General features: G+C 39.2%; 26 protein-coding genes. 13 read left to right on the top strand and 13 right to left on the bottom strand.

Going from position 1 to position 23,129, the window contains the following annotated elements; translation table 11 throughout:
• Window positions 1-42 precede the first annotated feature (42 nt).
• Window positions 43-405, top strand: a complete 363-nt coding sequence (locus tag N782_RS15175; protein ID WP_036821962.1) for a DoxX family protein — start codon at window positions 43-45, stop codon at window positions 403-405.
• Between the two features lie 230 nt (window positions 406-635).
• Complete coding sequence (locus N782_RS15170; protein ID WP_052111372.1) at window positions 636-1,649, top strand: cation diffusion facilitator family transporter; 1,014 nt, start codon at window positions 636-638, stop codon at window positions 1,647-1,649.
• 157 nt (window positions 1,650-1,806) lie between these two features.
• On the opposite strand, the gene N782_RS15165 is transcribed toward N782_RS15170, so the two are convergent.
• The gene (locus N782_RS15165; RefSeq protein ID WP_036821959.1) at window positions 1,807-2,406 is read right to left on the bottom strand and encodes a biotin transporter BioY; all 600 of its coding nucleotides are present in this window, start codon (window positions 2,404-2,406) and stop codon (window positions 1,807-1,809) included.
• A gap of 193 nt (window positions 2,407-2,599) precedes the next feature.
• Between N782_RS15165 and N782_RS15160 the strand changes: the two genes are divergently transcribed.
• The 9 genes from N782_RS15160 to N782_RS15120 all read left to right on the top strand — a co-directional run bounded on the left by N782_RS15160 (window position 2,600) and on the right by N782_RS15120 (window position 12,231).
• Window positions 2,600-3,043: a GNAT family N-acetyltransferase gene (locus N782_RS15160; protein ID WP_036821957.1), complete on the top strand. Its 444-nt coding sequence runs from the start codon at window positions 2,600-2,602 to the stop codon at window positions 3,041-3,043.
• A 79-nt stretch (window positions 3,044-3,122) separates the two neighbouring features.
• On the top strand, window positions 3,123-3,305 hold the full coding sequence (locus N782_RS15155) for a hypothetical protein (protein ID WP_036821954.1): 183 nt from the start codon (window positions 3,123-3,125) through the stop codon (window positions 3,303-3,305).
• Between the two features lie 114 nt (window positions 3,306-3,419).
• Complete coding sequence (locus N782_RS15150; protein WP_036821951.1) at window positions 3,420-3,704, top strand: YkvA family protein; 285 nt, start codon at window positions 3,420-3,422, stop codon at window positions 3,702-3,704.
• A gap of 350 nt (window positions 3,705-4,054) precedes the next feature.
• A complete protein-coding gene (locus N782_RS15145) occupies window positions 4,055-5,047 on the top strand; it encodes an NAD-dependent epimerase/dehydratase family protein (RefSeq protein ID WP_036821948.1) in 993 nt (330 codons plus the stop codon).
• Window positions 5,048-5,627: 580 nt separating this feature from the next.
• Complete coding sequence (locus N782_RS15140; protein WP_036821945.1) at window positions 5,628-6,185, top strand: beta-class carbonic anhydrase; 558 nt, start codon at window positions 5,628-5,630, stop codon at window positions 6,183-6,185.
• 226 nt (window positions 6,186-6,411) lie between these two features.
• On the top strand, window positions 6,412-9,054 hold the full coding sequence (locus N782_RS15135) for an RNA polymerase sigma factor (RefSeq protein WP_161783121.1): 2,643 nt from the start codon (window positions 6,412-6,414) through the stop codon (window positions 9,052-9,054).
• Window positions 9,055-9,191: 137 nt separating this feature from the next.
• On the top strand, window positions 9,192-10,001 hold the full coding sequence (locus N782_RS15130) for a ZIP family metal transporter (protein WP_036821940.1): 810 nt from the start codon (window positions 9,192-9,194) through the stop codon (window positions 9,999-10,001).
• A 99-nt stretch (window positions 10,002-10,100) separates the two neighbouring features.
• Window positions 10,101-11,411 (top strand): DUF2254 domain-containing protein, encoded by a 1,311-nt coding sequence (locus N782_RS15125; protein ID WP_036821937.1) that lies wholly within the window; start codon window positions 10,101-10,103, stop codon window positions 11,409-11,411.
• Between the two features lie 16 nt (window positions 11,412-11,427).
• Window positions 11,428-12,231 carry a DUF368 domain-containing protein gene (locus N782_RS15120; protein WP_036821934.1) on the top strand — a complete coding sequence of 268 codons (804 nt, stop codon included), beginning with the start codon at window positions 11,428-11,430 and terminating at the stop codon, window positions 12,229-12,231.
• A 99-nt stretch (window positions 12,232-12,330) separates the two neighbouring features.
• On the opposite strand, the gene N782_RS21110 is transcribed toward N782_RS15120, so the two are convergent.
• From N782_RS21110 to N782_RS15105, 4 genes are all read right to left on the bottom strand, one after another.
• Window positions 12,331-12,498, bottom strand: a complete 168-nt coding sequence (locus N782_RS21110) for a YjcZ family sporulation protein (RefSeq protein ID WP_420805598.1) — start codon at window positions 12,496-12,498, stop codon at window positions 12,331-12,333.
• Window positions 12,499-12,572: 74 nt separating this feature from the next.
• Entirely contained in the window at window positions 12,573-12,683 is a 111-nt protein-coding gene (locus N782_RS21105; protein WP_084103119.1) for a YjcZ family sporulation protein, read from the bottom strand.
• 372 nt (window positions 12,684-13,055) lie between these two features.
• Window positions 13,056-13,496 (bottom strand): OsmC family protein, encoded by a 441-nt coding sequence (locus N782_RS15110; protein ID WP_036821932.1) that lies wholly within the window; start codon window positions 13,494-13,496, stop codon window positions 13,056-13,058.
• Between the two features lie 204 nt (window positions 13,497-13,700).
• Window positions 13,701-13,925: a glutaredoxin family protein gene (locus N782_RS15105; protein ID WP_036821929.1), complete on the bottom strand. Its 225-nt coding sequence runs from the start codon at window positions 13,923-13,925 to the stop codon at window positions 13,701-13,703.
• 53 nt (window positions 13,926-13,978) lie between these two features.
• Between N782_RS15105 and N782_RS15100 the strand changes: the two genes are divergently transcribed.
• Window positions 13,979-14,659, top strand: a complete 681-nt coding sequence (locus tag N782_RS15100) for a Crp/Fnr family transcriptional regulator (RefSeq protein ID WP_036821927.1) — start codon at window positions 13,979-13,981, stop codon at window positions 14,657-14,659.
• Window positions 14,660-14,878: 219 nt separating this feature from the next.
• Here the strand turns inward: N782_RS15100 and N782_RS15095 are convergent, their stop codons facing one another.
• The 7 genes from N782_RS15095 to N782_RS15065 are packed head-to-tail and all read right to left on the bottom strand — an operon-like array spanning window position 14,879 to window position 21,434.
• Window positions 14,879-16,303: a dihydrolipoyl dehydrogenase family protein gene (locus N782_RS15095; RefSeq protein ID WP_036821924.1), complete on the bottom strand. Its 1,425-nt coding sequence runs from the start codon at window positions 16,301-16,303 to the stop codon at window positions 14,879-14,881.
• Window positions 16,304-16,316: 13 nt separating this feature from the next.
• A complete protein-coding gene (locus N782_RS15090) occupies window positions 16,317-16,898 on the bottom strand; it encodes a CDP-alcohol phosphatidyltransferase family protein (protein ID WP_036821921.1) in 582 nt (193 codons plus the stop codon).
• A gap of 12 nt (window positions 16,899-16,910) precedes the next feature.
• Window positions 16,911-17,564 carry a TVP38/TMEM64 family protein gene (locus N782_RS15085; RefSeq protein WP_036821983.1) on the bottom strand — a complete coding sequence of 218 codons (654 nt, stop codon included), beginning with the start codon at window positions 17,562-17,564 and terminating at the stop codon, window positions 16,911-16,913.
• Between the two features lie 5 nt (window positions 17,565-17,569).
• Window positions 17,570-18,556: an ABC transporter ATP-binding protein gene (locus tag N782_RS15080; protein ID WP_036821918.1), complete on the bottom strand. Its 987-nt coding sequence runs from the start codon at window positions 18,554-18,556 to the stop codon at window positions 17,570-17,572.
• On the bottom strand, window positions 18,553-19,362 hold the full coding sequence (locus tag N782_RS15075) for an ABC transporter permease (protein ID WP_237582674.1): 810 nt from the start codon (window positions 19,360-19,362) through the stop codon (window positions 18,553-18,555). The genes N782_RS15080 and N782_RS15075 overlap by 4 nt, the downstream gene beginning before the upstream one ends.
• A 1-nt stretch (window position 19,363) precedes the next feature.
• Window positions 19,364-20,224, bottom strand: a complete 861-nt coding sequence (locus tag N782_RS15070; protein ID WP_036821915.1) for an ABC transporter permease — start codon at window positions 20,222-20,224, stop codon at window positions 19,364-19,366.
• Window positions 20,202-21,434, bottom strand: coding sequence for an ABC transporter substrate-binding protein (locus tag N782_RS15065; RefSeq protein WP_036821913.1), 1,233 nt, complete (start codon window positions 21,432-21,434; stop codon window positions 20,202-20,204). The genes N782_RS15070 and N782_RS15065 overlap by 23 nt, the downstream gene beginning before the upstream one ends.
• A gap of 151 nt (window positions 21,435-21,585) precedes the next feature.
• Here N782_RS15065 and N782_RS15060 point away from each other — a divergent pair, with 151 nt between their 5' ends.
• Window positions 21,586-21,909: a thioredoxin family protein gene (locus N782_RS15060; RefSeq protein ID WP_036821911.1), complete on the top strand. Its 324-nt coding sequence runs from the start codon at window positions 21,586-21,588 to the stop codon at window positions 21,907-21,909.
• Window positions 21,910-22,069: 160 nt separating this feature from the next.
• On the opposite strand, the gene N782_RS15055 is transcribed toward N782_RS15060, so the two are convergent.
• A complete protein-coding gene (locus tag N782_RS15055) occupies window positions 22,070-22,612 on the bottom strand; it encodes an NADPH-dependent FMN reductase (RefSeq protein WP_036821908.1) in 543 nt (180 codons plus the stop codon).
• Window positions 22,613-23,129: the final 517 nt, after the last annotated feature.

The raw sequence follows: 23,129 nt of genomic DNA, 5'->3' as shown, positions 1-23,129 counted from the left end.
ATCATTAATTAGCATACAATCATACGAAAAGGATGACGCCAATTGAAAAAGCTAGGTCTTTACTTATTTGTTTTGTTCTTCTTCTTGGCAGGGATTTTTCATTTTATATTCGTTGATAACTTCGCAACCATTATCCCGAATAGTTTACCGTTTAAAGCAGCAATTGTGTATCTTACAGGTGTAATAGAAATCGTGCTGGGAATAGGCTTGCTCGTTCCCTCCACAAGAGAAGTGTCTGGAAAATGGACAGCAGTGTACTTAGTAGCCGTCTTCCCTGCTAACATCTATTCTGCAATAGAAGGAATTCCTTCTTCCATAAATCCGGTCTTCCTATGGATCCGGTTGGTTTTTCAGCCTCTGCTCATTTGGTGGGTATTAGCTGTATCTAAAGCGAATAGTAAGTAATGCAAAAGGCTATCTATGTAGATGGCCTTTTTTTTGTCTAGGAGAATATAAGTGGATTGAGGACACGTTCAGCCCTAAATCGGCTGCAAATTTATGCTTGCTAATTCGTGAATTACTATGCTTTGTTACCTTTTGAAAACAATTCATAATATAAATCTCATGTCTTTACTCATTAAAAGCCCTATTTTAGCAATACTAGAAATATAAGTGGTTTGGTAAGGAGGAACAACATGGGATCACAATCGTGGAAGGAACTAATTAAAAAAGGGAATAAGTCCTCTGCTACTGCTGCTCTTGGTAACCTTGCTATAACAATAGCGAAGGCATTTGGTGCGTATTTTAGTGGTAGTGGAGCAATGCTTGCTACAACATTTCATTCGCTGGCAGATTCGGTGAATCAGGGCTTTGTATTTCTAGGTAGTGTATTAGCAGAAAAAAAGCCAACGAAGCGTTTTCCAACTGGGTTTGGTCGAGTTATTAATATTTTCGTGATGATAGCTGTCCTCATCGTTACGGTGTTGGGTTATGAGTCCATTAAAGAAGGATGGCACCTCATTCAGCATCCAAAAGAGTCAGGAGCATTTTGGCTTAATATAGGCATTCTTATATTCAACGTTATTATTGATGGGGCTATCCTTTTAAAAGTAATGAAGGAGATCAATAAAGAAGCTCATGTAGAAGTTTCTGGTCTGAGCTTTATTCCTAGTTCCATTAAACACCTTTCGGATGCGTCTCCTCCGACGAGGCTTGTCTTTTTTGAGGATGTAGTAGCTGTTACGGGAGCTTTCCTTGCCATAATAGGTGTTGTCGTGGTGACCTTCACGAATTTTGCAATCCTAGATGGCGTTGTGACGTTATTGATTGGGATTTTAATGCTAATTGTTGCATTCCGTATTGGGTATGAGAATATGATAGGCTTGATTGGTGTCTCTGCACCTGTTGATGTCGAGAGAGACGTAGCGAAACAGATTCTAGAACATCCTAAAGTAGTAGATATTAAAAGGATGAGAATTGTAAAAGAAGGAAGAACGTATCATGTAGAAGCTTTACTTGAACTGGAAGAAGGGCTTTCGTTAGAGGAAGCAGATGATATTAAGTTTAAAGTTTGGAATCAATTATTGCACAAGAAAGATATTTCTGACGTGACATTGGGAATTATAGAAACGGATAAAGAAGAGGATTGGGACCCTAAGGAAGAAGATAGACATTCTTCCTGGTCTCCTCCAGAATCAGATGATCAATAAAAGGTGCAAGAGCTGCTCAGTAGATAGTGCTGAGCAGCTCATTTTAATTTTTTCCTGTTAACCTGTGCTCCCAGCTTATTGTTTACAGCAAAGAAAAGCATAAGTTCTGGCGATTTCCTACCAATTAACACATGGCTTGCAAATGGCCGCCTTTCGATTATGCAGCTTGATTTTGGTTACGAAATTTACTTTTAGATAAAACACCTATTTCAATACGATGTCCCAATACACCGGCTAATATAGAAAGGACAATGTCTTTCGGTAGGGGGACTAACATCCAAGCCCAAGCCAATTGATACGTGAATCCTTCAGGAGCATCAAACCATAGAACATAAGCAGCATACATCCAATTTGTACCGAAAACATAATTAATTACCATAGCTACTAAGGCAGCTGTAATATACATTGGGAAGGTTCGTTTCATCTCTACTAATTTACCTGCTATGTATGCGATGAGTATAAAGGAAACGATGAATCCAAAGGTTGGGGTCAGTAAAGCAGCTGCTCCGCCTTTAAATTGAGCGAAGATAGGTGCGCCTGCGAGGCCTAGCAACATATATGTAAGCATGGAAAAAGCTCCTAAACGACTACCTAAAAGGAGACCAGCTAAAATAGCGAAGAAGGTTTGCAGTGTTATCGGTACACCGCCAATAACCATGAAAGGCGCAATGGAAGTGATATTAGCACCAACTGCCATCATGGCAACAAATAAACTTCCCATCGTTAAATCAAGAACTGACCATTTCGATTTTTTCATATATTTTCCTCCCTGTATCATTTGATACTAGCATAGAGCAGCATAAAGTAAAATGTCAACCTAATTTTACATCAGGTTAACAATTGGGTTAACGAGTGCTACTGGTTACTCTACGCTGATAAATGGAGGGAATTTTGCTACACTCATACTAGGATAACGTGCTTGGAAAAGTGCAATAGGAAGGGTGCCTCAAATGGAATGGAAGTTAAAATCATATAGTGAGTTAACAAAAGAGCAACTCTACACGATACTAGCTGAGAGAATACAGGTTTTTGTTGTGGAACAAAATTGTCCTTATCCTGAGATAGATGGATATGATCAACAGGCGCATCATTTATGGCTTGAAGAGGAAGGAAAGATTGTAGCATATTGCCGTTTATTTCAAGGAGGCATTAAATATAAAGAAGCTTCCATAGGTCGGATTTTCGTTCACAAGGATTATCGAGGGAAAAGATATGCAAGAGAGATGTTACATCGTGCCATATCTCTTTTAACAGATACATGGGGAGAGAAAGGGATTAAAATTCAAGCACAACATTATCTACTTGAGTTTTATCAATCCTTAGGGTTTAAAGAGATTACAGAAGTATATATGGAAGATGGGATTCCACATTTAGATATGGTAGTAAAGACATAACGTATTTTGCCGGAGTGGTAAAGAGAATAAACTGTTGCCAATACGAGCACTCTAAGGGCTGTATGAAAGGAGTGGTTGGATGGCAACCAAACAAAGCGGAACGGTTCTTTGGAAAGTTATTTTTCTTATTTTTGCCCTGATGATTTTAACTGGAATTGTCCTGTTTATTGCTTATGGTATGTATGGAGATGAGCAATCTATAGGAGAAAAATATTTTCAAGCTTATACATCTTGCCTTTCTAGCATTCATCCCCCTTCCTAAGAGGCCTTAGAAACACCCGAAAACGTCTTCGGCTCATTCTTTACTTTAAAAGTGTTGAAAAGCTCGAATAGGGGAAAGAAGTATAATGTAAACTGCTATCAAAGGAGTAGCCTTATGCTGAGATTTTGGAGACGAATTCGGTTTTTATTTAATCTGAAAAAATCCATCCCCTTTTTGATGGAGTTCTTTCGTTCCTATGAAGTGGATCGAAACAAAAAGATATTCTCTGGTTTGCTCATTGTTGGGTATATTTTGTTCCCATTCGATTTAATTCCGGACTTTCTCGGGTTGATTGGTTTCCTAGATGACGTTACGGTGCTCACGTTTGTTCTACAACAAATTGTAAAAATGGCCCCTCAATCCTTGCGAGATAAATATGATGTACAAGTCAATAAATAGCCATTACTCTCATGGTGTTTTCTTTTACCTTTGTAACATGCAAGGTAATTGGAAGCACCTTTTTCTATGTCTTACTTTTTCACAGACGATCATCATTTCTCATCCTCATTATATTAGCTTTCCTGTTTATCACCATTCAACTTACACTCTATTTATCTAAAAGGAGCAAGTACAAGTACATCATGATTTTCTACAACCACAATATTCCAAGGTGGGTGTGGATTTGTGTAGATGAGGGTAATGATATTGTGGAAAAGCATTGATGTTTTAAAGGAAGCGTTCCTTACCAATTCAAATGTTTGAAACGGCTTCTAACTGATGAATGAGTGATGATAAAGGAGGAAAATAACATGAAGGTACTTATTTTAGGTGGAACACAGTTTGTAGGACGTCATATTACTGAAGCAGCTCTGGAGAAAGGGCATGAAGTCACTTTATTTAATAGAGGCCAAACAAACCAAGAGTTATTTCCTTATGTGGAAAAACTTACAGGTGATCGTTCCTCTAACCTTGAGAGTTTAAAAGGGAAAGATTGGGACGTAGTAATTGATACATCAGGTTATTTGCCTGGTGTGGTCGTTGAAACTGCATCCCTTTTAAAAGACACGGTGGAGCAATATATCTTTATATCATCTGTTTCTGCATATGACCAATTCCAGGAAGCTTATATAGATGAAACTCATCCGGTAGGAAAACTGGAGGATGAAAGTGTTCAAGAAGTAAATGGGGAAACATATGGACCATTAAAGGCTCTATGTGAACAGACAATAGAAAATATCATGCCAAATCGCACGTTGAACATTCGACCAGGTCTAGTCGTCGGTCCACATGATCCGACTGATCGCTTCACGTATTGGGTAATGCGTTTCGCTCGTGGAGGAGAAGTACTAGTTCCAGGCGAAGAAAAACGTCCGGTGCAATGGATTGATGTCCGCGATCTCGCAAAATGGACAATTGAAATGGCAGAAAAAAGAGAAACAGGTACCTACAATGCAGTCGGATATGATGAAGAAGTAACGATGAAGGATTTTGTAAACAAACTGATTCAGGTAAGCCCAGAGGCAGAAGATAAATGGGTTAGTGATCAGTGCTTGCTAGAAAATAATGTACAACCTTGGACAGAGCTACCGTTATGGATTCCGAAATCAGATGAACATCCACATGGATTTTTCTTGGTTTCCAATAAAAAAGCAAGAGAGAAAGGTCTTACTTTCCGTTCCATCACTCAAACCATTGAAGACACGCGAAAGTGGTTTATCTCAAGAGATAATACAGATATGAAAGATGGTATCGGAATAGAACCTTCTAAAGAAGCTTCTGTAATTCAAAAGTGCGGGAAATAAGAATGAGTGAGAAAAAGAAATGCTAGCATGTATTGCTAGGATTTCTTTTTTTATCCTTTTTACTAATTTTCCGTAATACCCATTTTGTTGAAGGCTTGGAGTCGAGATTATTTTGAGGCCAGGAAGGGGAAGTGGGGCGGGGCGCTCCTATTTTGGAAAAGTTGATCTGATTTTGGCAAGAGTCGCTCCAAAAATCAAAAAGTCGCTCCTATATTCAGAAACTTGCTCCTAATTTCAAAAACTCGCTCGAAAAGAGTTTCATGGAGCCCGTTTGCACATCCGGCCTCAGCCAGTGCGTTGGACGACGCAAGAATCGCGGTCGCTCCTATTTCTCAAAAGTTGCTACTATATCTGAATTCTCGCTCCAATATTTCGAAAGTTGCTCCTATTTTTTAAAACTCGCTCCAGAGCCCATCCTTTTTTCTCTCACCCAATCTAAGGAAACCCTTCTATCCATTAATAAACCAATTCTGCACTAATGCCTCTATCTTCTAAATACGATATAATAAATTATGTGAAACGAAGTGCTAGACATTTTGGAGAAAAACGTGTACTTTTTTATAAAAAAGGAGGGCATCTTATGTCTGTAATTGATTCAATGTTGGAGTATAACAAGAAGTTTGTAGAGAACAAGGAGTATGAAAAATACATAACCACCAAGTTTCCGGACAAGAAAATTGTCATCCTAACATGTATGGACACACGTCTATTGGAATTGTTGCCACGTGCCATGAATCTAGGGAATGGTGATGCCAAAATCATTAAAAATGCAGGTGCAATTATTTCTCATCCGTTTGGTAGTATTATGAGAAGTATCATTGTAGCCCTTTACGAATTACAAGCGGATGAAGTAGCAGTAATTGGGCATTACGGGTGTGGAATGACTGGTCTAAAAGCCGATCCAATTATAGATAAAGCTCTCGATAGTGGAATGGATCGTTCAAGTCTTGAAGCTTTGGAGTATGCAGGTGTCGATGTGGAACAGTGGTTGAAAGGTTTCGATAACGTAGAGGAAAGTGTGCAAAATAGTGTCGACCTTATCCGAAAGCACCCATTTCTTCCGGCCAATACACCTGTTCATGGCTTGGTGATTTCACCTGAAACAGGAGAACTAACAGTGGTAGATAAACAAGAATAAATAGAAAACGTGAATAAGAATAATCTAGAAGACAAGTCTTTGACTTGTCTTCTTTGGTTTAAGTAAGCTTATATAAATGTATAAATCATCATTAACTTTCTATTGGTATATACTCAATGCTATATCACCTAACAGCCTTTCACTAAAAAAAGAAACGTAAATAGTTTAGAATGAAAGAAATAAGGATTTATAGGCGAGAGTCGAAAGGAAAGTGGGTGTGATAGGGGTGAAAAAGACAGTAGTTGTTGAAGATTGGTTTGATGCATATTGTGAAGAGGTGAAACAGTTTTTCGTGTATGTCACACCATCTAAAGAGGTGGAGTATCTTGTTCAAGACACATTCAAACATGCACTACACCATTTTTCCTCTTACCAACAAGATCAGCATCCCAAGACCTGGCTCTTCTGTATCGCACGTAATGTGGTAAGTGCTCAAGCTCAGGACCAATCCAATGTAATGTGGAAGCGGTTACGAAATAAAAAGAAAGAACAAAACGTTCCTAAAGATGATGAAACCTCACTGAATGGTAACGAAATCTATCTAGCATTTTGTAAGCTACCTGAAAAGCAAAGGGAAGTTCTTTTTTTGAATCTGATGATAGGTTTTTCTTTTTCACGAGTAGCGGAGGTTCTCCATTCTCGTGAGAAGAAGGTAAAGAAGAAGTATGATAGAGCATTGAGAGAGTTGGAGGAAAGTCTATCTTACTCAAGACATCAATTGGAAGAAGCAATCAGCGTTTTATCTAAAGAGGAGTCTATTCCTTTTGAGAGAAAGGAATCTATGAAACAAGAACTTCGCCTTGAAATGGGGAAGAATGAGCAGAAGCCATTGTATGTAAAAAAATCCTCGAATAAAAAGAGCATTATAGCTGGGGTTAGTGCTGCCCTTATGTTACTCACAGCTGTCTATGTCATTACAGATCGAGGTGAAAGCCAAACGGAAAGCACTCCTGCAGATAATACAGAAGGGGAGAAAGAAGAACAGCAGAAACAGCAATCTGTATATGAGTTTCATGGGAACATTAAAAGTCAACCTAACCTTGAATATATGCAGTATGCCCCTGGCGGAGAGCTGCTTCTCTATGTACAAAGTACAGATGATGGCCAATATGAAATTGCTCTGCAAAATAGGTCGGAGGAGGAACCGACCATACTGAATAAAATAGCAACCTTCGATCATGAGTTCCGGTGGTCACCAAATGGAAAATATATTGTAATGTACAAGGAAGATGATGAACAAACCACATCCATTTCCTTTATCGATGTAGAGAAAAGGGAAGTCATGGAACGTACCTTTGAAGCTAAGCTGCATAATCTTATTTGGGATGAGGATGGAAATGGAGTGTTTTTTAAAGAGTCGATTCAAGCAAGTAATCAGTATGAACAAATCACATATTATAGTCTCATGGATCGTGAAGAGAAGGTGATAGCCTCAGGGGAACAAGACGATAAACCATACAATTATTCCATTCAACGTACATCTCAATCAGGCATGAAAGTGGATAAGTTACTACTTAATGAAGGGTTAACAACGGAATTATTTTTTGAAAAACAAGAGGGTGAATGGGCAAAAGTGGATGAAAAGTCATACGCTCCTTACTCTCAAGCTTTCATAGATCGCTATTTATATTCTCGAGATGATAAAACGGTCAAACGCATGTCATGGAGTCGGAATAATGAGAAGGTCATATATATAGAAGAGGATGACGATACTCAATTACGGAAAATCAATGTGTGGGAAGTGGGAGATAAGGGCCCTCAAACGATTATCCCACAACAAGAAGACATAGAGAATGTCCGTTCTTTTACTTGGTCACCTGATAATAAGTATGTACTGACAAGTTATACGCTGTTTAATTGGAATGTTTACAATATGGATGACTTTTCTTATACAACTATGAAAGAAGCAACACAAGAACCGGTTTGGGGACCGAACAATCAAATTGCGGTCATTCAATCAGTAAAAGCTAATGGGGCTGGAGAGGGAGTGTCTGTTTATACGCTCCAAAACAATAATCTGCTCAAAGGAGAAACGATTTATACCTTTAATAGTAATACTGGAACGGCGACTATTTATGGATGGGATGATCCTAGCAGGCTGAATGTGAGGTTTGAAAATAGGGAGTTTGACGAGACTGCTTACCTATCCTTTAAATACCAACAAGATGAATGGCAACGAGTTGTCAAAGATACTATTAATGTTCATGCGTTTCAAAGCTCCATTTGGGGTTTGGATCGCATTCAGAGAGATGAGCCATACTCGATGTGGGAAGAAATTAACAAAACATCTTCCCTATCTATTGGAGATGGAAAAGAGGCTACTGTCCATTTATTTGCGAATACCAATACATCTAAAGCTAATGCTCCAGCCTTCGCTTACATTCAATACGATGATAAGTGGTTTCGGGTAGGACGAGTAGGGTATAAGGAAGACTCTATTCAGGTCGACACAAAACAATATACTTCAGATGAAACCCAAGAGATTGTAATCAATGGTTCTAAGGAAGTAGATGGAGGATTTGTGCAGCAATCTTTCATCATTGGATTTAATCCCACTGATGATAATGGAAACTATTTCAAGAAGATTGCCTCTATCCCTAATTTACAAGAAATAGATGTAGATGAGGATGGAGAAGTTGAGCTGGTATCTACAGAAGGTGGGCATCAGCTAAAGCCTTTTAAAACAGTACTCTTTCTCCCTCATTTTGAAACGTTTGATCGAATTAATGTTGCAGAGGCTACGGGGATGGAATATGCTCGGTTGATGAAAAAGGGGGGGCAGTACGTAATCAAGACTGGTAGGGTGGAAAATACAGAAACGGCTTATACGTATCAATATCGAAACGGAGAACTAAAGTTAATAGATTAAACAAGCCCCAACTCATGCTAGAGTTGGGGTTTTTAGAGTGGTATGTTTGACTTATTTGGATATCACCATATAAAATGGTTTAGACAAGAAAAATTGCACTCATGCAAAAAATAATATCCAGTAAAGAGGTGATAATAATGATCGAAGCCTTCAGTTCATTAAACCCAGTAATTCAAGCCTTTCTAGCCACTTTATTTACTTGGGGAATGACAGCGGCAGGAGCTGCACTAGTATTCTTTGTAAGGGACGCAAATCAAAAATTCTTAGACAGTATGCTTGCGTTTGCAGGTGGCGTAATGATCGCAGCAAGCTATTGGTCATTACTTTCACCAGCTATTGAAATGGCGGAAGAAGGTCCTGTCCCAGCATGGATCCCAGCTGTTGTTGGGTTTCTATTAGGTGGAGCATTATTGCTTATGGTTGATAAAATGCTACCAATGCTAGACACAGATAAATATCTTCATGATATTAAAGATAATCGAGCGAAAAATCGAACGGCGCTACTCGTTTTTTCCATGACCCTTCACAACATTCCTGAGGGTCTTGCTATTGGTGTTACGTTCGGAGCCTTAGCCTCAAGTGTTACCGAATCTACATTAGCTGGTGCGGTAGCATTGGCTATCGGAATTGGTATTCAGAACTTTCCGGAAGGTACAGCTGTTTCCATGCCACTTCACCGTGATGGTATGGGAAAAGGAAAAAGCTTTATGTATGGACAGTTCTCAGGGATGGTTGAGCCCATTTCAGCCGTTGTTGGTGCATTAGCTGTTATATTAATTCAGCCTGTATTGCCTTATGCACTAAGCTTTGCGGCAGGTGCGATGATTTTCGTAGTAGCAAAAGAAATTATACCTGGTTCCCTCGAAGAAGGAAATACGGATGTTGCTTCTATCAGTTTAATGATAGGGTTTGCTGTAATGATGACCTTAGATGTAGCGCTTGGATAAAGCAATTCCTTAATACCCCTTGTTTTTCTCATAGTTTAGTGAGAAGAACAAGGGGTAAACTTGTTAAAGTGAAATTATTAAGGGAAAAGAGGTCGTCTCATGCATCATACAAGATTATGGTTAAGCGTTCGCGACAGCTTTTGGTTTGTACCATTAATTTATGGTATCTTATCAATAGTCGGAATAGCCTTAACCAAAATGCTAGATATATGGTTTATGCCATTTTTTGAACAACATGTTCCAACCATCTTTTTAGGAAAACGGAGCATGGCTTTATATTTATACTCATCATTAATCACAGCGATGTTGACGATGACAACAATTAGTTTTTCATCTATCATGGTTGTGTTAACTACATATTCCTCTCAGTTCTCCCCAAGAGCTCTAGAGGACTTTATGACAGATCGCATCACTCAAAACGTATTGGGTGTATATGTGTTTGGATTTATGTTTGCTTTAGGTAACTTATTATTACTACCTTCTAGTAAAACAAAATTGATGATCAGCCCATTAATCACAGTTATTGTAACAGCGTGTACGTTGGCATTTTTCGTCTTGTTTATTCACCACTCTGCTCGCTGGGTACAAGTGAATAACCTTATCGGAAAGATACAGAATGAAACGATCCATGTGATTAATCGCAAGTTTTCTGAGAAAGCATACGGGATTTATGAAGAATGGGATCAAGAAGAAGTTAAACAATTGAAGCAGAAAGAAAAACACTATATGAAAGCAAAAACGAGTGGATATGTTCAGCATATTGATTTTCGACCGTTTATCAATTGGGCTGAAAAGAATGATGTGTTTATTAACGTGAATGTGCAGGTGGGGGACTATGTGGAGTCAGGTTCACCAATCTTTTATTATCAATTCAAAGATGGAGAGCAAAGCTTGAACGAAGACATTAGTTTGGATTATGTCATTATTGGTAAAGAAAGAACGAATGTTCAAGATATTGAGTTCTCTATTCAGAAGCTAGTAGAGATAGCGCTTCGAGCAATATCACCTGGCATAAATGACCCCCACACAGCCATTAACTGTATTAATCGGATTGGGTCATTACTAGCGGAATTAGGCCATAAACATAAACCATTTCGTTATTACACCGATACACAAAATGAATTAAGATTGATGATTGAACCGAAATCGTATCACCAATATCTATATAAGAGTTTCTATCAAATTCGTTTGTATGGAAAAAATGATGTATCAGTCATGAATGGCATTCTCGAATCATTATATAAAATAGCCCTAGTAAATGAAGAGCACATTCGAAAAGATATATGGAAGTTCACTATTTATATTTTGGATGCTATTAAAGATGAGGATTATCATGAATACGATTTAGATTTGATACGTAAAACAGCATCTAATATAGCAGAACTATGTAATGAAGAAGAAGCAATTTAAAAAGGGGATCACGTAGATGGAGTGGAGAAATCTATACCGGGGTATGTTGATGGGGACGAGTGACTTAGTCCCTGGCATCAGCGGAGGCACGATAGCCGTCGTGCTTGGAATTTATAGTCGATTAATTAAGGCAGTTGATGGAATATTCAGTAAGGAATGGAAAAAACATATTGGATTCTTTATTCCCTTGATTATTGGGATAGGAGTGGCAATACTATCGCTCAGTAAACTTATTCATTGGCTACTAGATGCACATCAACAACCAACCTTATATTTTTTTCTAGGGTTGATTATAGGTGTAATCCCGTTTCTGTTTAAGCAAGCGGAATATAAACAACATTTTCAGAAGAAGCACTATGGTTTTATGATTATGAGTGCCATCTTAATTAGTCTGTTAATGTTTGTGAATGAAGGCACACCAGAACCGTGGGGAGCATCTCTCACTACAGGGCAATATCTACTCTTATTTTTCTCTGGATGGATGGCCAGCATGGCTATGATTCTACCAGGTATAAGTGGCTCGTTCATGTTATTACTAGTCGGGGTTTATCCCACAGTTATTCAAGCACTATCCGAATTTCAATTGGTTCGAATCGTTATTATAGGTTTAGGTGTCATGATTGGACTGATGATTAGTAGTAAGATCATTAATCATTTATTCACTCACTATCCTTCCTACACCTATGCCATCGTCATAGGGCTGGTGATAGGATCTGTTGGAGTATTATTTCCTGGGGTCCCTGTTTCAGTTCTACTGAGTCTCATTACCTTTATAGGTGGTTTGATTATTGCGTATTTATTAGGGAAAATTGAATATTGATAATGGACTTGCTTAATGTAAACACCCCCAACACGCTAGTAACGTGTTGGGGGTGTTTTTATTCAGTAGCACTATTCTATTGGCGTGCTTGTGTTTTTATTAGTATCTGAAAGCTGTTGCTCCTACAATGATTAGTAGGATGAATAGAACAACGATTAATACAAAGCTACCATAGCCAGCTCCACCAGTTTGGCAACATCCGTATCCACCATATCCATACATACAAGTTCCTCCTTTTTTGCTCAGATGTCTAGCTTCAGCGCCCATGGAACTTCCTCCAAAACCATATTGAAAAGTTTGTACGTCGCTACCCGGGCGCTTGCGCTTTTCTTATATAAATATTAGTAGCCGTAGCCACCATATCCACCGAATCTAGATGCTCCCACAATAATCAAAAGGATGAATAGTACAACAACTAATGCGAATCCGCCACCGTAACCATATCCACTCATCTAAACCCCTCCTTCTGTTATGACTTCTTTAATAATGTATGCAAACGCCCTTGTTTTGGTTGGATTATTCCGCAAATTCCCCAAAAATGGGCGCGTGTACTAAAACAAGAACAAAAGCGCAAGCGCCCGATAAGCGACGTACAAACTGGACGGCTCCGTATGAGATAAAGGAAACACGAAGAGCGTAAGCGATTCGATGTTGACTTATCGTAAGGAGGAGCAGGAAGTTTGCTAGTCGCTGGGCGCTGGAGCTGGACGTGGCCACTTCACTTTTTTAGTTATACACAAGCACTGAATTTTATAATTTCCTAGACGAAAAAAAAGCTACTTCCTAATTGGAAGTAGCTTTGGATTAATTTAGTTTGTAGTAGCTTATGCTTTTTCCCAGTTAGCTGTTAATTGAACATCTGCTGCTTCTAGAGTTGTGAACACTGGGCAACGTTCATCTGTAATGCGTTGTAGTTCGTTGATACGTTCCTGAGTTTCGCTTGTGTGAACCTTAGCGTTGATTGTAACGGTTTGGAAGTATGGGCGTACCCCTTCTGTACCCATTAAACCACGAGGATCTAGAGAACCTTTAATGTCGAAATCAATGCTTTGTAGGTCGAAATCAATTTCTTTAGCTACCAAGTTTGCTACCACTGTCTCGCAACCTGCTAAGGAGCTTAGAAGAGTAGATAGTGGATCAGCACCTTCATTGGTTCCGCCCATCTTTTCTGGTTCGTCTATAACAAGTTTATGCTGATCTGCTGTTTCAATATCAGTTTTTAGTCCTTTTGAGTTACTTGTAACATGAAAAGTTTGTTCTGCCATGATTTAAATCCTCCTTTATGGTGTTTCAAGTTCATTTTACAAATGAGTTACCTTACAATGATGTAAGCTGTATTACACTACAAAATTACTATTCACAGAATTAATGTACCCAAAATTTCCAATGTAAATCTCGGTAGAGCACACCATTTAATTTTTCATTATTGTATTTGCATATATGGTAAAATGAAATGTGGATTCTACTCGTTAAGTAGCTTCTTTCTCATATTCCAGTATCTCGTCTCCTTTAAGAATTTTCTTATCAGTGACAAAGACAGGGGTATAGACTTCTCCAATTAATTCCATCAGTGTGGATGCAGTATGAGGTTCTTCAAGGATATTGATTTCGGTAAAGGGTGTACCTTTTGCTTCCAAATATTTTTTTGCTTTATGGCAACGTGTACATCCATCCATCATGTATAAAATGTTCATATTACCACGCTCCCCTTTTCGAGCCAGTAGATTTCCACCAAAGAGGTGATAAAGTGGATAAATTATTAATGTTGTCTCAAATAAGCTTATTCGACGAGCTTCCTAAAGAAGAACTAATGGTTATTGATGAAATGAGCGAAATGAAGCCTGTAAAAAAGGGTACTCAGATTCTCTCTCCAGATTCACCTATTAAAGCCCTCTTTTTGTTAAAGCAGGGTCAAGTTCGTTTATATCGAATGAATGCAGAGGGGAAACAGTTCACAGTAGATATACTCGTTGATGGGAATATATTTGGCGAAACCTCAACGCTCTCTTTAACAGACGATGAGATTTATGCAGAAGCCATGACGGATACATATCTATGCATATTAAGTCATGAAGATTTCGAACAATTTATTGAATCCAACCCTAAGATAGCCATCAAACTCATCAATACCTTATCAACAAGACTAAAAGAGGTTTATACGATTAGTGAAAAAATTGCATTAAGTGATGTAAAAAATCGTTTATTGTATTTATTGTTAATGCTTAGTGAAAAAACGGGTCGACGGAAAAATGAATGGCAAACCATAGAAATGAAGTTAACCCATCATGACATAGCTAACATGATTGGCTCTACACGTGAAACCACAAGTGCTATTATTAGTCAGTTGAAAAAAGAAGGCTATATAAAAAAAGGGATACAATACTTTTCTATTAATGCTGAGAAGACGAAAGAATTGCTGGATGTTTAAAGTACATCCAGCTTTTTCTTATTCACGTCTGTTTTATACTCCAATAAGTCAACATAACGGCCTGCACAACGCTACCCGGACGCCCTGAGCTTTTGCTGTAGTCCAGCTGCGGCTCCTAGCTCCTAGCGTCATAAGCAATCTTTTCTCCAGAGGCTAGACGCCTCTTACGAAAATCTTGCTTATGCGTACGGAGCTAAGCAGTCGCCTCCGCTTTTGATCTTACCTAAACCATCGTATAAAGGTTTTGGACAGTTTTGGGATGAAGCCGTTGAATAGTTTGGCTCTCCAGTATTGGTTGCTGGCGTTTTCGATGGAGGCGGTGTGGTTTGGGTATGGGTAGATCATGTTGGATAGGTCTCCTATTTTCATACCTTTTTCCACTGCTAGGACGACGACTTGCATCCAGTCTCCTGCGCCTTTTCCGATGGCGTGTGCGCCTACTATGTTTCCTTTTGTATCTGTGATTATTTTAATGAATCCATTAGTGGCATGGTCTGCTACGAAGCGGTCTACTTGGTCGAGTTCTGTTTTATAGATCATAACGTCTCCATGCTTCTCTTGCGCTTCTTGTTGGGTTAGACCAAAATGGAATATTTCTGGTGTTGTATAGGTGTTCCATGGAATGTTGTTGTAGGAAATTTTCCGTTTTAAGCCGTATAGAGCATTTTGTACGACGGTTTTTCCTTCATAGCCTGCAACGTGGGTGAAATACAAGCCGCCATTCACATCTCCAACAGCGAAGATATGTGGAACGGAGGATCTTAGAGTGTCGTCTACTTTGACATGACCTTTTTCATCCATCTCAACACCTGCGTTTTCTAATTGCAGGGTGTCTGTGTTTGGTTTTCGACCTACAGCTAAGAAGATTTGGTCAGCTTCGATAACGTGATCTTCATCGTCTATAGTGTAGTGAACATAATTTTTTTCATCCTGTCGAGATGTTTTTGAAACTCGTGCGTTTGTGATGACGTTCAATTCTTGTTCAAGCATACGTTGTGCAGTTTTTTGAATGTCTTGGTCTTCTTTTCCTAACAGATGGGGTCCTGCTTCTAGAACAGTTACTTCAGATCCAAGTCTAGAGTATGCTTGAGCCAGTTCTAACCCAATTGGTCCGCCGCCGATAAATACTAATTTTTTTGGTAGTTTTTCAAGGTTGAAGGCGGATTCGTTGGTAATATAGCCTGTCTCTTCTAAGCCTTCAATAGGTGGTACATTAGGGCGGGAGCCTGTTGAAATGACAATACGCTTCCCGTGAATGTTCTCATGGCCTTCGATTTTTATTTCGTGATCCGTTGCAAAAGAAGCTCCACCTAGATAGACGTCGATACCTAATTCTCTGAAGCGGTCGATATCGTCGTGTTCTTGAATGTGATCAACCGACGCCTTTACACGATCATTAATAGCTTTCAAATCAACATCGCCAGAAGCATGAATGCCATAGGCTTGTACATTTCGAGCATGGTACACCTCATTTGCTGCTTCGATTAGAGCCTTTGACGGTACGCAGCCGAAGTGAAGGCAATCCCCACCTAGGTCGTCCCGTTTTTCAACTAATGCTACGTTTGCACCAAGAGAGGCAGCACCTGCTGCAACTGTTAAGCCACCAGCACCGCCGCCTACTACAATAAGATCATATTTTTTCACAATACCCTCTCCTTTAAGACAAGATCCGTTTTGCTTCCATGAATCGTTGCAGTCCAGTGTATAGCTCTACAAAAAAGAAAGCCAAAGTAGACCAAAGCAATATAGATGGAAATAACATCATAATACTAAATAGGATAAACCCTTCTGAACGCTCAGCTAAACCTGCTTGATAATAAAAGGACTTTACACCTTGTTTATCGGAAACAGCTCCAACTGTTAAAAAAATCGTCATAGAAAATATAATCGACACACTCAATAAGAGGAGTGGCCACAACATTTCTGGGTGTACATAAGCAATGCCTAAAATAATACTAATCTCTACCACCCGATCGAATGTAATATCCATAACGGTTCCAAAGCCAGATGGTTGTGTCATGCGAGCCATCGTGCCATCAACGGCGTCCAAAAAACCGGATAACCAAAGTGCTAAAACAGCTATAATCGGTAAGCCGAATCCGTATAGTACTCCAGCTGAAATACCAATAATAAAAGCAATAACGGTGACTTGGTTTGGTGTAAGTCCTCTTTTGGTGAGCCATTTTGATGTATGCTCAATAGAAGGTTGGACATATTTACGAGCGTGCGTGTCTAACATTGGAGCACCTCCTTATTCTGATAAACCGAGCCATTTTTTTACGCGATTGCGAAGTAAATACGTGATAAGCATGAGTATTACGAATATGCCAATGGCAATAGCAATTTTGCTTGAATCACCTTCTCCAATACTCGAACCTAGAAAGGCATAAGCAAACGTGCCAGGCATCATCCCTAGAAAACTTGCTAGAATAAAAGGACCGAATTTCACACGAGCAATACCGGAAATATAGCTCAAGATATCGAAGCCCATAATGGGAATAAGCCGTAGGACAAGTACATATAAAAAACCACGTTCTTGTACTTTCTCATAAATTTGATCGGACCATTTGAATTTATGAAACTTCAGTATTGAATCCCCAAAATATCGGGCCATGACATACCCTGTAGCAGCCGCCCCTGTAGCACCCAGTAAAATATAAATAACGCCTGGAAACACACCATATACAATGCCGGCAGCTAGTGACATGACCGAAGTAGGGAAGAAGACGATTGGACCTAGAGCATAAAGTAAGAAGAAAATAAGAGGTCCCCAAACTCCAAAGGATAAAATGAAATCCTTTATTGCATCTTTCCCTATATTGAGCTCAAATCGAACAATGTATGCTACTAACAAGAATAATAGAAGTACGATGGCTGGTTTAATCCAATTTTTCCACTGTTTCATTTGAATCATTCCTTTATTTCGTCTTCTGGAAACAATTGAACTGCTTCAGCGTTGGCCATTACGGTTACGTTCGCACCCTCATGTAACGAGAGAGAGCTAGGTAATGTGATGCGTTTATTCATAGAAGCAACCCAGAGTTGATAAAACGTTTCTCCATGAATAAACACCTGATTTTGAACAATCGCTTCCAGCTGAAGGTGTGCATCATTGGATGTGTTGTTACTAATAAAGAGATGAGAAACTGGGACATATTTATGATCATCCAATACAAGGCAATCACTGAAGAATGTTGCAACAAAAGGGTTAACAGGACGTTGGTAAACATCTTGAGGTGTACCAATTTGTTGAAAGCTTCCATCATTAAACACACCGACTCTATCACCCATTTGCATCGCTTCTTCACGATCATGTGTAACAAAAATAGCTGTCATCTGTTGAGATTTCAGAAGCTTTCGGACCCAGTCTCTCATTTCATGACGTAGTTGTGGATCTAAGCTGCTAAATGGTTCGTCTAATAAAATCAGATCTGGTGAGATGGCGAGGGAACGAGCTAAAGAAATTCGTTGCTGTTGTCCTCCAGAGAGCTCATGCGGAAAGCTTTTCTCATATCCTTTCAAGCCTACTTTATCGATTAGTTCCTGCGCTTGTTTAGCTCGTTCTTTCTTTTTTACATGTTGAAAGGTAAGCCCATAAGCTACATTATCTAAAATCGTCATATGGGGGAAAAGTAATGCTTGTTGAAATACTAAACTAACTGGTCGTTTATTGGCTGTAAGCTTCGTTACATTTTGATTATCAATAATGAAATCACCTGCTGAGAAAGGCTCTAATCCAGAAAGACAGCGAAGGAGGGTTGTTTTTCCACTTCCTGATGGGCCTACAATACTAAGAATCTCTCCTTTAGATAGTTGTGCTTGCACATGTTTAAAAATAACAGTGTCTGCAAAGGATTTAGAGGCATTTTGTAGTGTGATAAATGATGATTGTGTCATGTTTTTATCCTCCACGGTGATTGGTATGGCAAGAAGCATAGGATGATTTCTACAATGAGATAAAATAGGATTGGTACGAGTGCAAACCAAATCGAAAAAGCCGCTAGAACAGTACTGCTGGCAGATTGTAAGAAAGGGAAATAGACCATTGCTAGTGTTACAACGTTTCCTCCACCAATAATGGCGGTGATAACATATTGGCTGAGACTTATGACAAATGTTAAGAAAATTGTACTTCGTAATGCAGGCTTCAATAATGGTAGTTCAATCGTTAAAAAACGACTCCTTACATTAGCCCCAAGGGAAGTAGATTGTTCCAGCATAGCTGATCCCAACGATACATATCCATTCCGCAAGATTTTAATACTATACGGAATGGTGGGAACCAAGTGAATGAGTACAACCCCAATCCAACTATCAGCTAGTCCAAGACGAATCATGGCGATATGAACCCCCATTGCGATGGCTAGCAGAGGAAAGATAAGTGGCAACAAAAAAAGTGTGTCCATAATCGACTTTCCTTTGAATTGATAAAACGCTAACGCCTTCCCCGCCGATAAGCCGATAATTAGGTTTAAGAGGACTACAACTGCTCCAATAAGTAAAGAAATGAATGTAGCGCTTATTAATTGGTTTTCTGATAAGAGTGTACTCCAACCTCTAAGCGTAAAGTGCATGTGAAAGTCCGCTTGATACCTCCAAGGAAGCGTAAAGCTCTTCACGATTAAAAACAGCACTGGGAATAGAAATAGGGAGCCTGTCAAAAACCAGAAGCTGGCGGTTTTCATTCTTGGTTTATACTGCATCTTATCGGCTTCCTTTCGTTAATAGCCAACGTTTACGGTTCATTAAGGAAAATCCTATCCAAGCTATGATTCCGATAATGACACTGGTGAAAATCATTGCAGCGAAAGCGAGAGGACGTTCGCTCCAATCCCCTGCATAAAACCAGTCATAGGTTAGAATAGAAATCATTTCAGGAAAAGTAGCACCTAGTAAATATGGAATCTCATAAGCACTAAAAATGAATGAAAACAAAATCACTCCTGTTTCAAGTAACACTGGATAAACCCAAGGCCATTCCGCATCTTTAAACCTGTGCCATCGGTTACCACCAAGTGTTCGGACCAGGTCGTGATACTGGGAGTTTTGCTGCGCGTAAATAGGGAGGAGCATTAGAATAACAAACGGGATTTCCTTCCCCATGTATGTGATGATCATTCCGAAGCCATTTTTGTCATTCGTTAGAATCGGAAACGCTTCCCTTGATTCAATAATACCGATTTGAAATGCCATATAGGAGATAAAACCACTTTGTTGAAATAATAGTAATACGAGATACCCCCAAACAAAATGGGGGAATAACATTGGGATCCAGGCAGCTAACTTTCCTGAAGTCTTATTCAAATAGTGCGTGAACGTTCTTGTAAATACTAGGCCAAAGCCTAAAGACAAAAGTGTTGCTATAATAGCGATACGTAAACTGTAGAATAAGGATCCCCAGAAGGCATCACGTTCCATTAGCTGTTGATAAACGGATAACGAAAACGCGCCGTTTACAGTCAAGCTGCTCCATAAGGCAGATAGCAACCCATATAAAGGCAATAAAAGAAAAAGAAAGGCTGGTAGCAATAGCAACCAGGCCTTATTGGTTTCGGATAATCTCATCTTTCCAATTCTCCTTTATCCATTCCACGTAACCTGAATCTGCTTCAGGTAAAAAGCTGTTTTCTAATCTTTCTGTAGATAGTACCGTTTCTCCGCGATCAAGTGATTCAAATTTCTTCTGCTGTTCTTCAGGGAGTTTATCCACACTTATTGGTGTATTATCCCCCCAATACGTTGGTTCAAGCTTCTTATATTGAGCGTCAGGAGAGAGAAGGAAGTTAATCGCAGCCATAGCTCCGGATTTATTGGAACTATTAAACGGTATAGCTAAAAAGTGAGTGTTACCAAGTGAACCAGGTTCCATGACAAACGATCGAGTTGATTCAGGAAACACGCCTTGTTCAATGAGATGCTCCGCACGAGCTTCGTTATAGCCCATCGTCATCCATACATCACCTTGGCTATACAGACGGTCTAGCTCTGTAAGTGATGCAGGGTAGTGCTCCCCATTTCTCCACAAATCAGGCTTGATGGTACGTAAGTATTCCCACATAGGCTCTGCTTTTTTAGTAGCATACTCGTTGCTGAATGGTTCTTCTATGATTTCTTTTGGATCATCCACTGTTGCATACAGAAGTTGTCGCAAGAATGCATTACCAGAGAAGTCATCTGGGTTAGGATACGTGAACTTTCCTGGATTTTCGTTGATCCAAGATTGTAATTCATCGAAACTTTTGGGTGGATTGGAGATTTTATTACTGTCATATTGAAACACAAATTGAACCTTGCCCCAAGGAGCTTCATACCCTTCTGTAGGAGTACCAAAATCGTATTGGAAAGCTAAGCTGTCTTGATCATAATAATCGTTGAAATTAGGAAGTTGATCTCGAAAGGGACCATATAGAAGGCCGTTTTCCTTAGCATTTTTAAAGTTTTCGCCGTTTACCCATACAATATCGATTGTTCCATCTTTTTTTCCGGCTTGCTTTTCAGATTGTAGTTTTTGTAAGATATTTTGGGTATCCATCGGAACACGTTCAAGAGTGATGTTGTACTGTTCCTTTAATCTAGGCGCAACCCATTCATCCATGTACTGATTAATCCCTTCATCTCCGCCCCACATGTGAATGTTAACGGTTGTGCCATCTGCTTGTTGTTTTATTTCATCCCATGAAAGGTCGTTAGGGTTAGACTGCTGTGATTGTCCTTGGCTACAGGCAGATAATAAAAATATGAAGACAATGAATCCAACTAAGCCTGATTTTTTCATGTTTCCTAGCCTCCTGAGTATTTGTATCTTTCATTATACAGTTATGCTATGTAGAGAAATGTAATCCACCTTACATTTGTGAGCGCAGGTATTTTCTAATACGCTTTTATATGATTTAATAAGGATGAACCATTTTAAGGAGGTCCAATTAATGGAATTTATTCATGATAGAAGTGTTTTTGATAAGACCATCCAAAGTGAGCAGCCGGTAATCATCAAGTTTTCAGCTAACTGGTGTCCGGATTGTAAGCGTATGGATATGTTCATTGGTGATATTTTAGAAGAATACAATAAGTTCGAGTGGTATGAAATTAATCGCGACGAACTACCAGAAGTAGCTCAAGAGTATGAAGTAATGGGCATTCCTAGCATTTTAATTTTCCAAAACGGAGAAAAGAAAGCTCACCTTCATAGTGCTGACGCAAAAACACCTGAGGAAGTGCAAGAGTTCTTAAGTACTTCAATTACTAAATAAACCATCTTTTTGGGAGTGTTAAGATATAGCACTCCTTTTTATTTTACCATGCTTATCGTCTAAACTATTAGTAGTAATCGGCTTTAGCAGTTGACTTAAAATAGGGCACTTCTCTAAAAATGAGAAGTGCCCATTTTCATGTTTATATGTTTCCAAAACCTTAGCTTACTTGGTTAATCCATTCTTTAAAATTCGTCACGACATTGTCAATGAAATCAATAGTAGCACGATCGGTTAAGTTCCCATTATTGTCAAATTTGTCTTGGATGGTTCCAAGGAATATCTCATTTTGTGGAAGCACTTTGGCTGACACACCAGGAGCATTTAAGATTTGGCGTAAGTGAAGTTGTGAACGTACGGTACCAAGTGCTCCTTGGGAAGCTCCGGCAATCATGGTTGGCTTTCCAGCTGTAGGTCTTCCAGAGCGTGAGAACCAGTCGATTGCATTTTTTAGAACGGCTGGAATAGAGTGATTGTACTCTGGTGTAACAAATAGTAGACCATCACTATTTTGAATTTGTTCTACAGCAGATTGAACCGTTTCAGGCGGTACTTCTTCCTCATCCTGATTATATAAAGGAAAGTCCCTGATATTAATTAATTCAATGTCCATTGAATCACGGTAGCGGTCTTGTATAAAGGTGGCTACTTTTTTGTTATAGGAATCTTCACGATTAGAGCCAACAATTGCTGCAATTTTCATTGAATCTCACTCCTTGAGTTGTAGTGTGTGTTTAAAAGGACTCATCATTAAAATTAATAAACTGCAAGACATAAGTAAAGCAATCAGCATATAGGATGTGCTATCTAAAAAGATATTAATCTTTGCAAAAGAAAACAGGGGAAATCAAAGGATGATTTCGCCCTGTTCTGTATGTACTCTTTAGAGTGTTCTTATTTTTATGGCTGTGTTAAAGTTTGGTGTTGATATAATAGTGAAATAGTTTTATGTTCCTCCATAATAGCACCATTATGTTGAAGACTTGGATTCGAGATATTATGGATTAGAGAAATGTTTCCGTTGTGTTAATTTAGAGAAAAGATGGGCCGGGAAATAGCTCGCTTTCCTGTGGACGAACGGTCAAGCCTCCTCGGGCAAAAATCGCCCTGCGGGGTCTTGACACATCCGTTTTTCCTCGGGAGTCTCGCCATTTCCCGGCCCATCTTTGCTTTCGTGTGGTATAACGGAAACATCGCCATATGTTGAAAGCCAAACAGCT

The sequence above is a fragment of the Pontibacillus yanchengensis Y32 genome (assembly GCF_000770635.1).
In the GTDB taxonomy this organism is placed as follows: Bacteria; Bacillota; Bacilli; order Bacillales; family BH030062; genus Pontibacillus; species Pontibacillus yanchengensis.
This window is presented reverse-complemented; position numbering and strand designations above follow the sequence as displayed.

Coding starts and splice junctions, on each gene's coding strand:
- N782_RS15170 (WP_052111372.1), top strand. CDS start 636: ATGGGATCACAATCGTGGAAGGAACTAATTAAAAAAGGGAATAAGTCC.
- N782_RS15165 (WP_036821959.1), bottom strand. CDS start 2,406: ATGAAAAAATCGAAATGGTCAGTTCTTGATTTAACGATGGGAAGTTTA.
- N782_RS15160 (WP_036821957.1), top strand. CDS start 2,600: ATGGAATGGAAGTTAAAATCATATAGTGAGTTAACAAAAGAGCAACTC.
- N782_RS15155 (WP_036821954.1), top strand. CDS start 3,123: ATGGCAACCAAACAAAGCGGAACGGTTCTTTGGAAAGTTATTTTTCTT.
- N782_RS15150 (WP_036821951.1), top strand. CDS start 3,420: ATGCTGAGATTTTGGAGACGAATTCGGTTTTTATTTAATCTGAAAAAA.
- N782_RS15145 (WP_036821948.1), top strand. CDS start 4,055: ATGAAGGTACTTATTTTAGGTGGAACACAGTTTGTAGGACGTCATATT.
- N782_RS15140 (WP_036821945.1), top strand. CDS start 5,628: ATGTCTGTAATTGATTCAATGTTGGAGTATAACAAGAAGTTTGTAGAG.
- N782_RS15130 (WP_036821940.1), top strand. CDS start 9,192: ATGATCGAAGCCTTCAGTTCATTAAACCCAGTAATTCAAGCCTTTCTA.
- N782_RS15125 (WP_036821937.1), top strand. CDS start 10,101: ATGCATCATACAAGATTATGGTTAAGCGTTCGCGACAGCTTTTGGTTT.
- N782_RS15120 (WP_036821934.1), top strand. CDS start 11,428: ATGGAGTGGAGAAATCTATACCGGGGTATGTTGATGGGGACGAGTGAC.
- N782_RS21110 (WP_420805598.1), bottom strand. CDS start 12,498: ATGGGCGCTGAAGCTAGACATCTGAGCAAAAAAGGAGGAACTTGTATG.
- N782_RS21105 (WP_084103119.1), bottom strand. CDS start 12,683: ATGAGTGGATATGGTTACGGTGGCGGATTCGCATTAGTTGTTGTACTA.
- N782_RS15110 (WP_036821932.1), bottom strand. CDS start 13,496: ATGGCAGAACAAACTTTTCATGTTACAAGTAACTCAAAAGGACTAAAA.
- N782_RS15105 (WP_036821929.1), bottom strand. CDS start 13,925: ATGAACATTTTATACATGATGGATGGATGTACACGTTGCCATAAAGCA.
- N782_RS15090 (WP_036821921.1), bottom strand. CDS start 16,898: ATGTTAGACACGCACGCTCGTAAATATGTCCAACCTTCTATTGAGCAT.
- N782_RS15085 (WP_036821983.1), bottom strand. CDS start 17,564: ATGAAACAGTGGAAAAATTGGATTAAACCAGCCATCGTACTTCTATTA.
- N782_RS15080 (WP_036821918.1), bottom strand. CDS start 18,556: ATGACACAATCATCATTTATCACACTACAAAATGCCTCTAAATCCTTT.
- N782_RS15075 (WP_237582674.1), bottom strand. CDS start 19,362: ATGCAGTATAAACCAAGAATGAAAACCGCCAGCTTCTGGTTTTTGACA.
- N782_RS15070 (WP_036821915.1), bottom strand. CDS start 20,224: ATGAGATTATCCGAAACCAATAAGGCCTGGTTGCTATTGCTACCAGCC.
- N782_RS15065 (WP_036821913.1), bottom strand. CDS start 21,434: ATGAAAAAATCAGGCTTAGTTGGATTCATTGTCTTCATATTTTTATTA.
- N782_RS15060 (WP_036821911.1), top strand. CDS start 21,586: ATGGAATTTATTCATGATAGAAGTGTTTTTGATAAGACCATCCAAAGT.
- N782_RS15055 (WP_036821908.1), bottom strand. CDS start 22,612: ATGAAAATTGCAGCAATTGTTGGCTCTAATCGTGAAGATTCCTATAAC.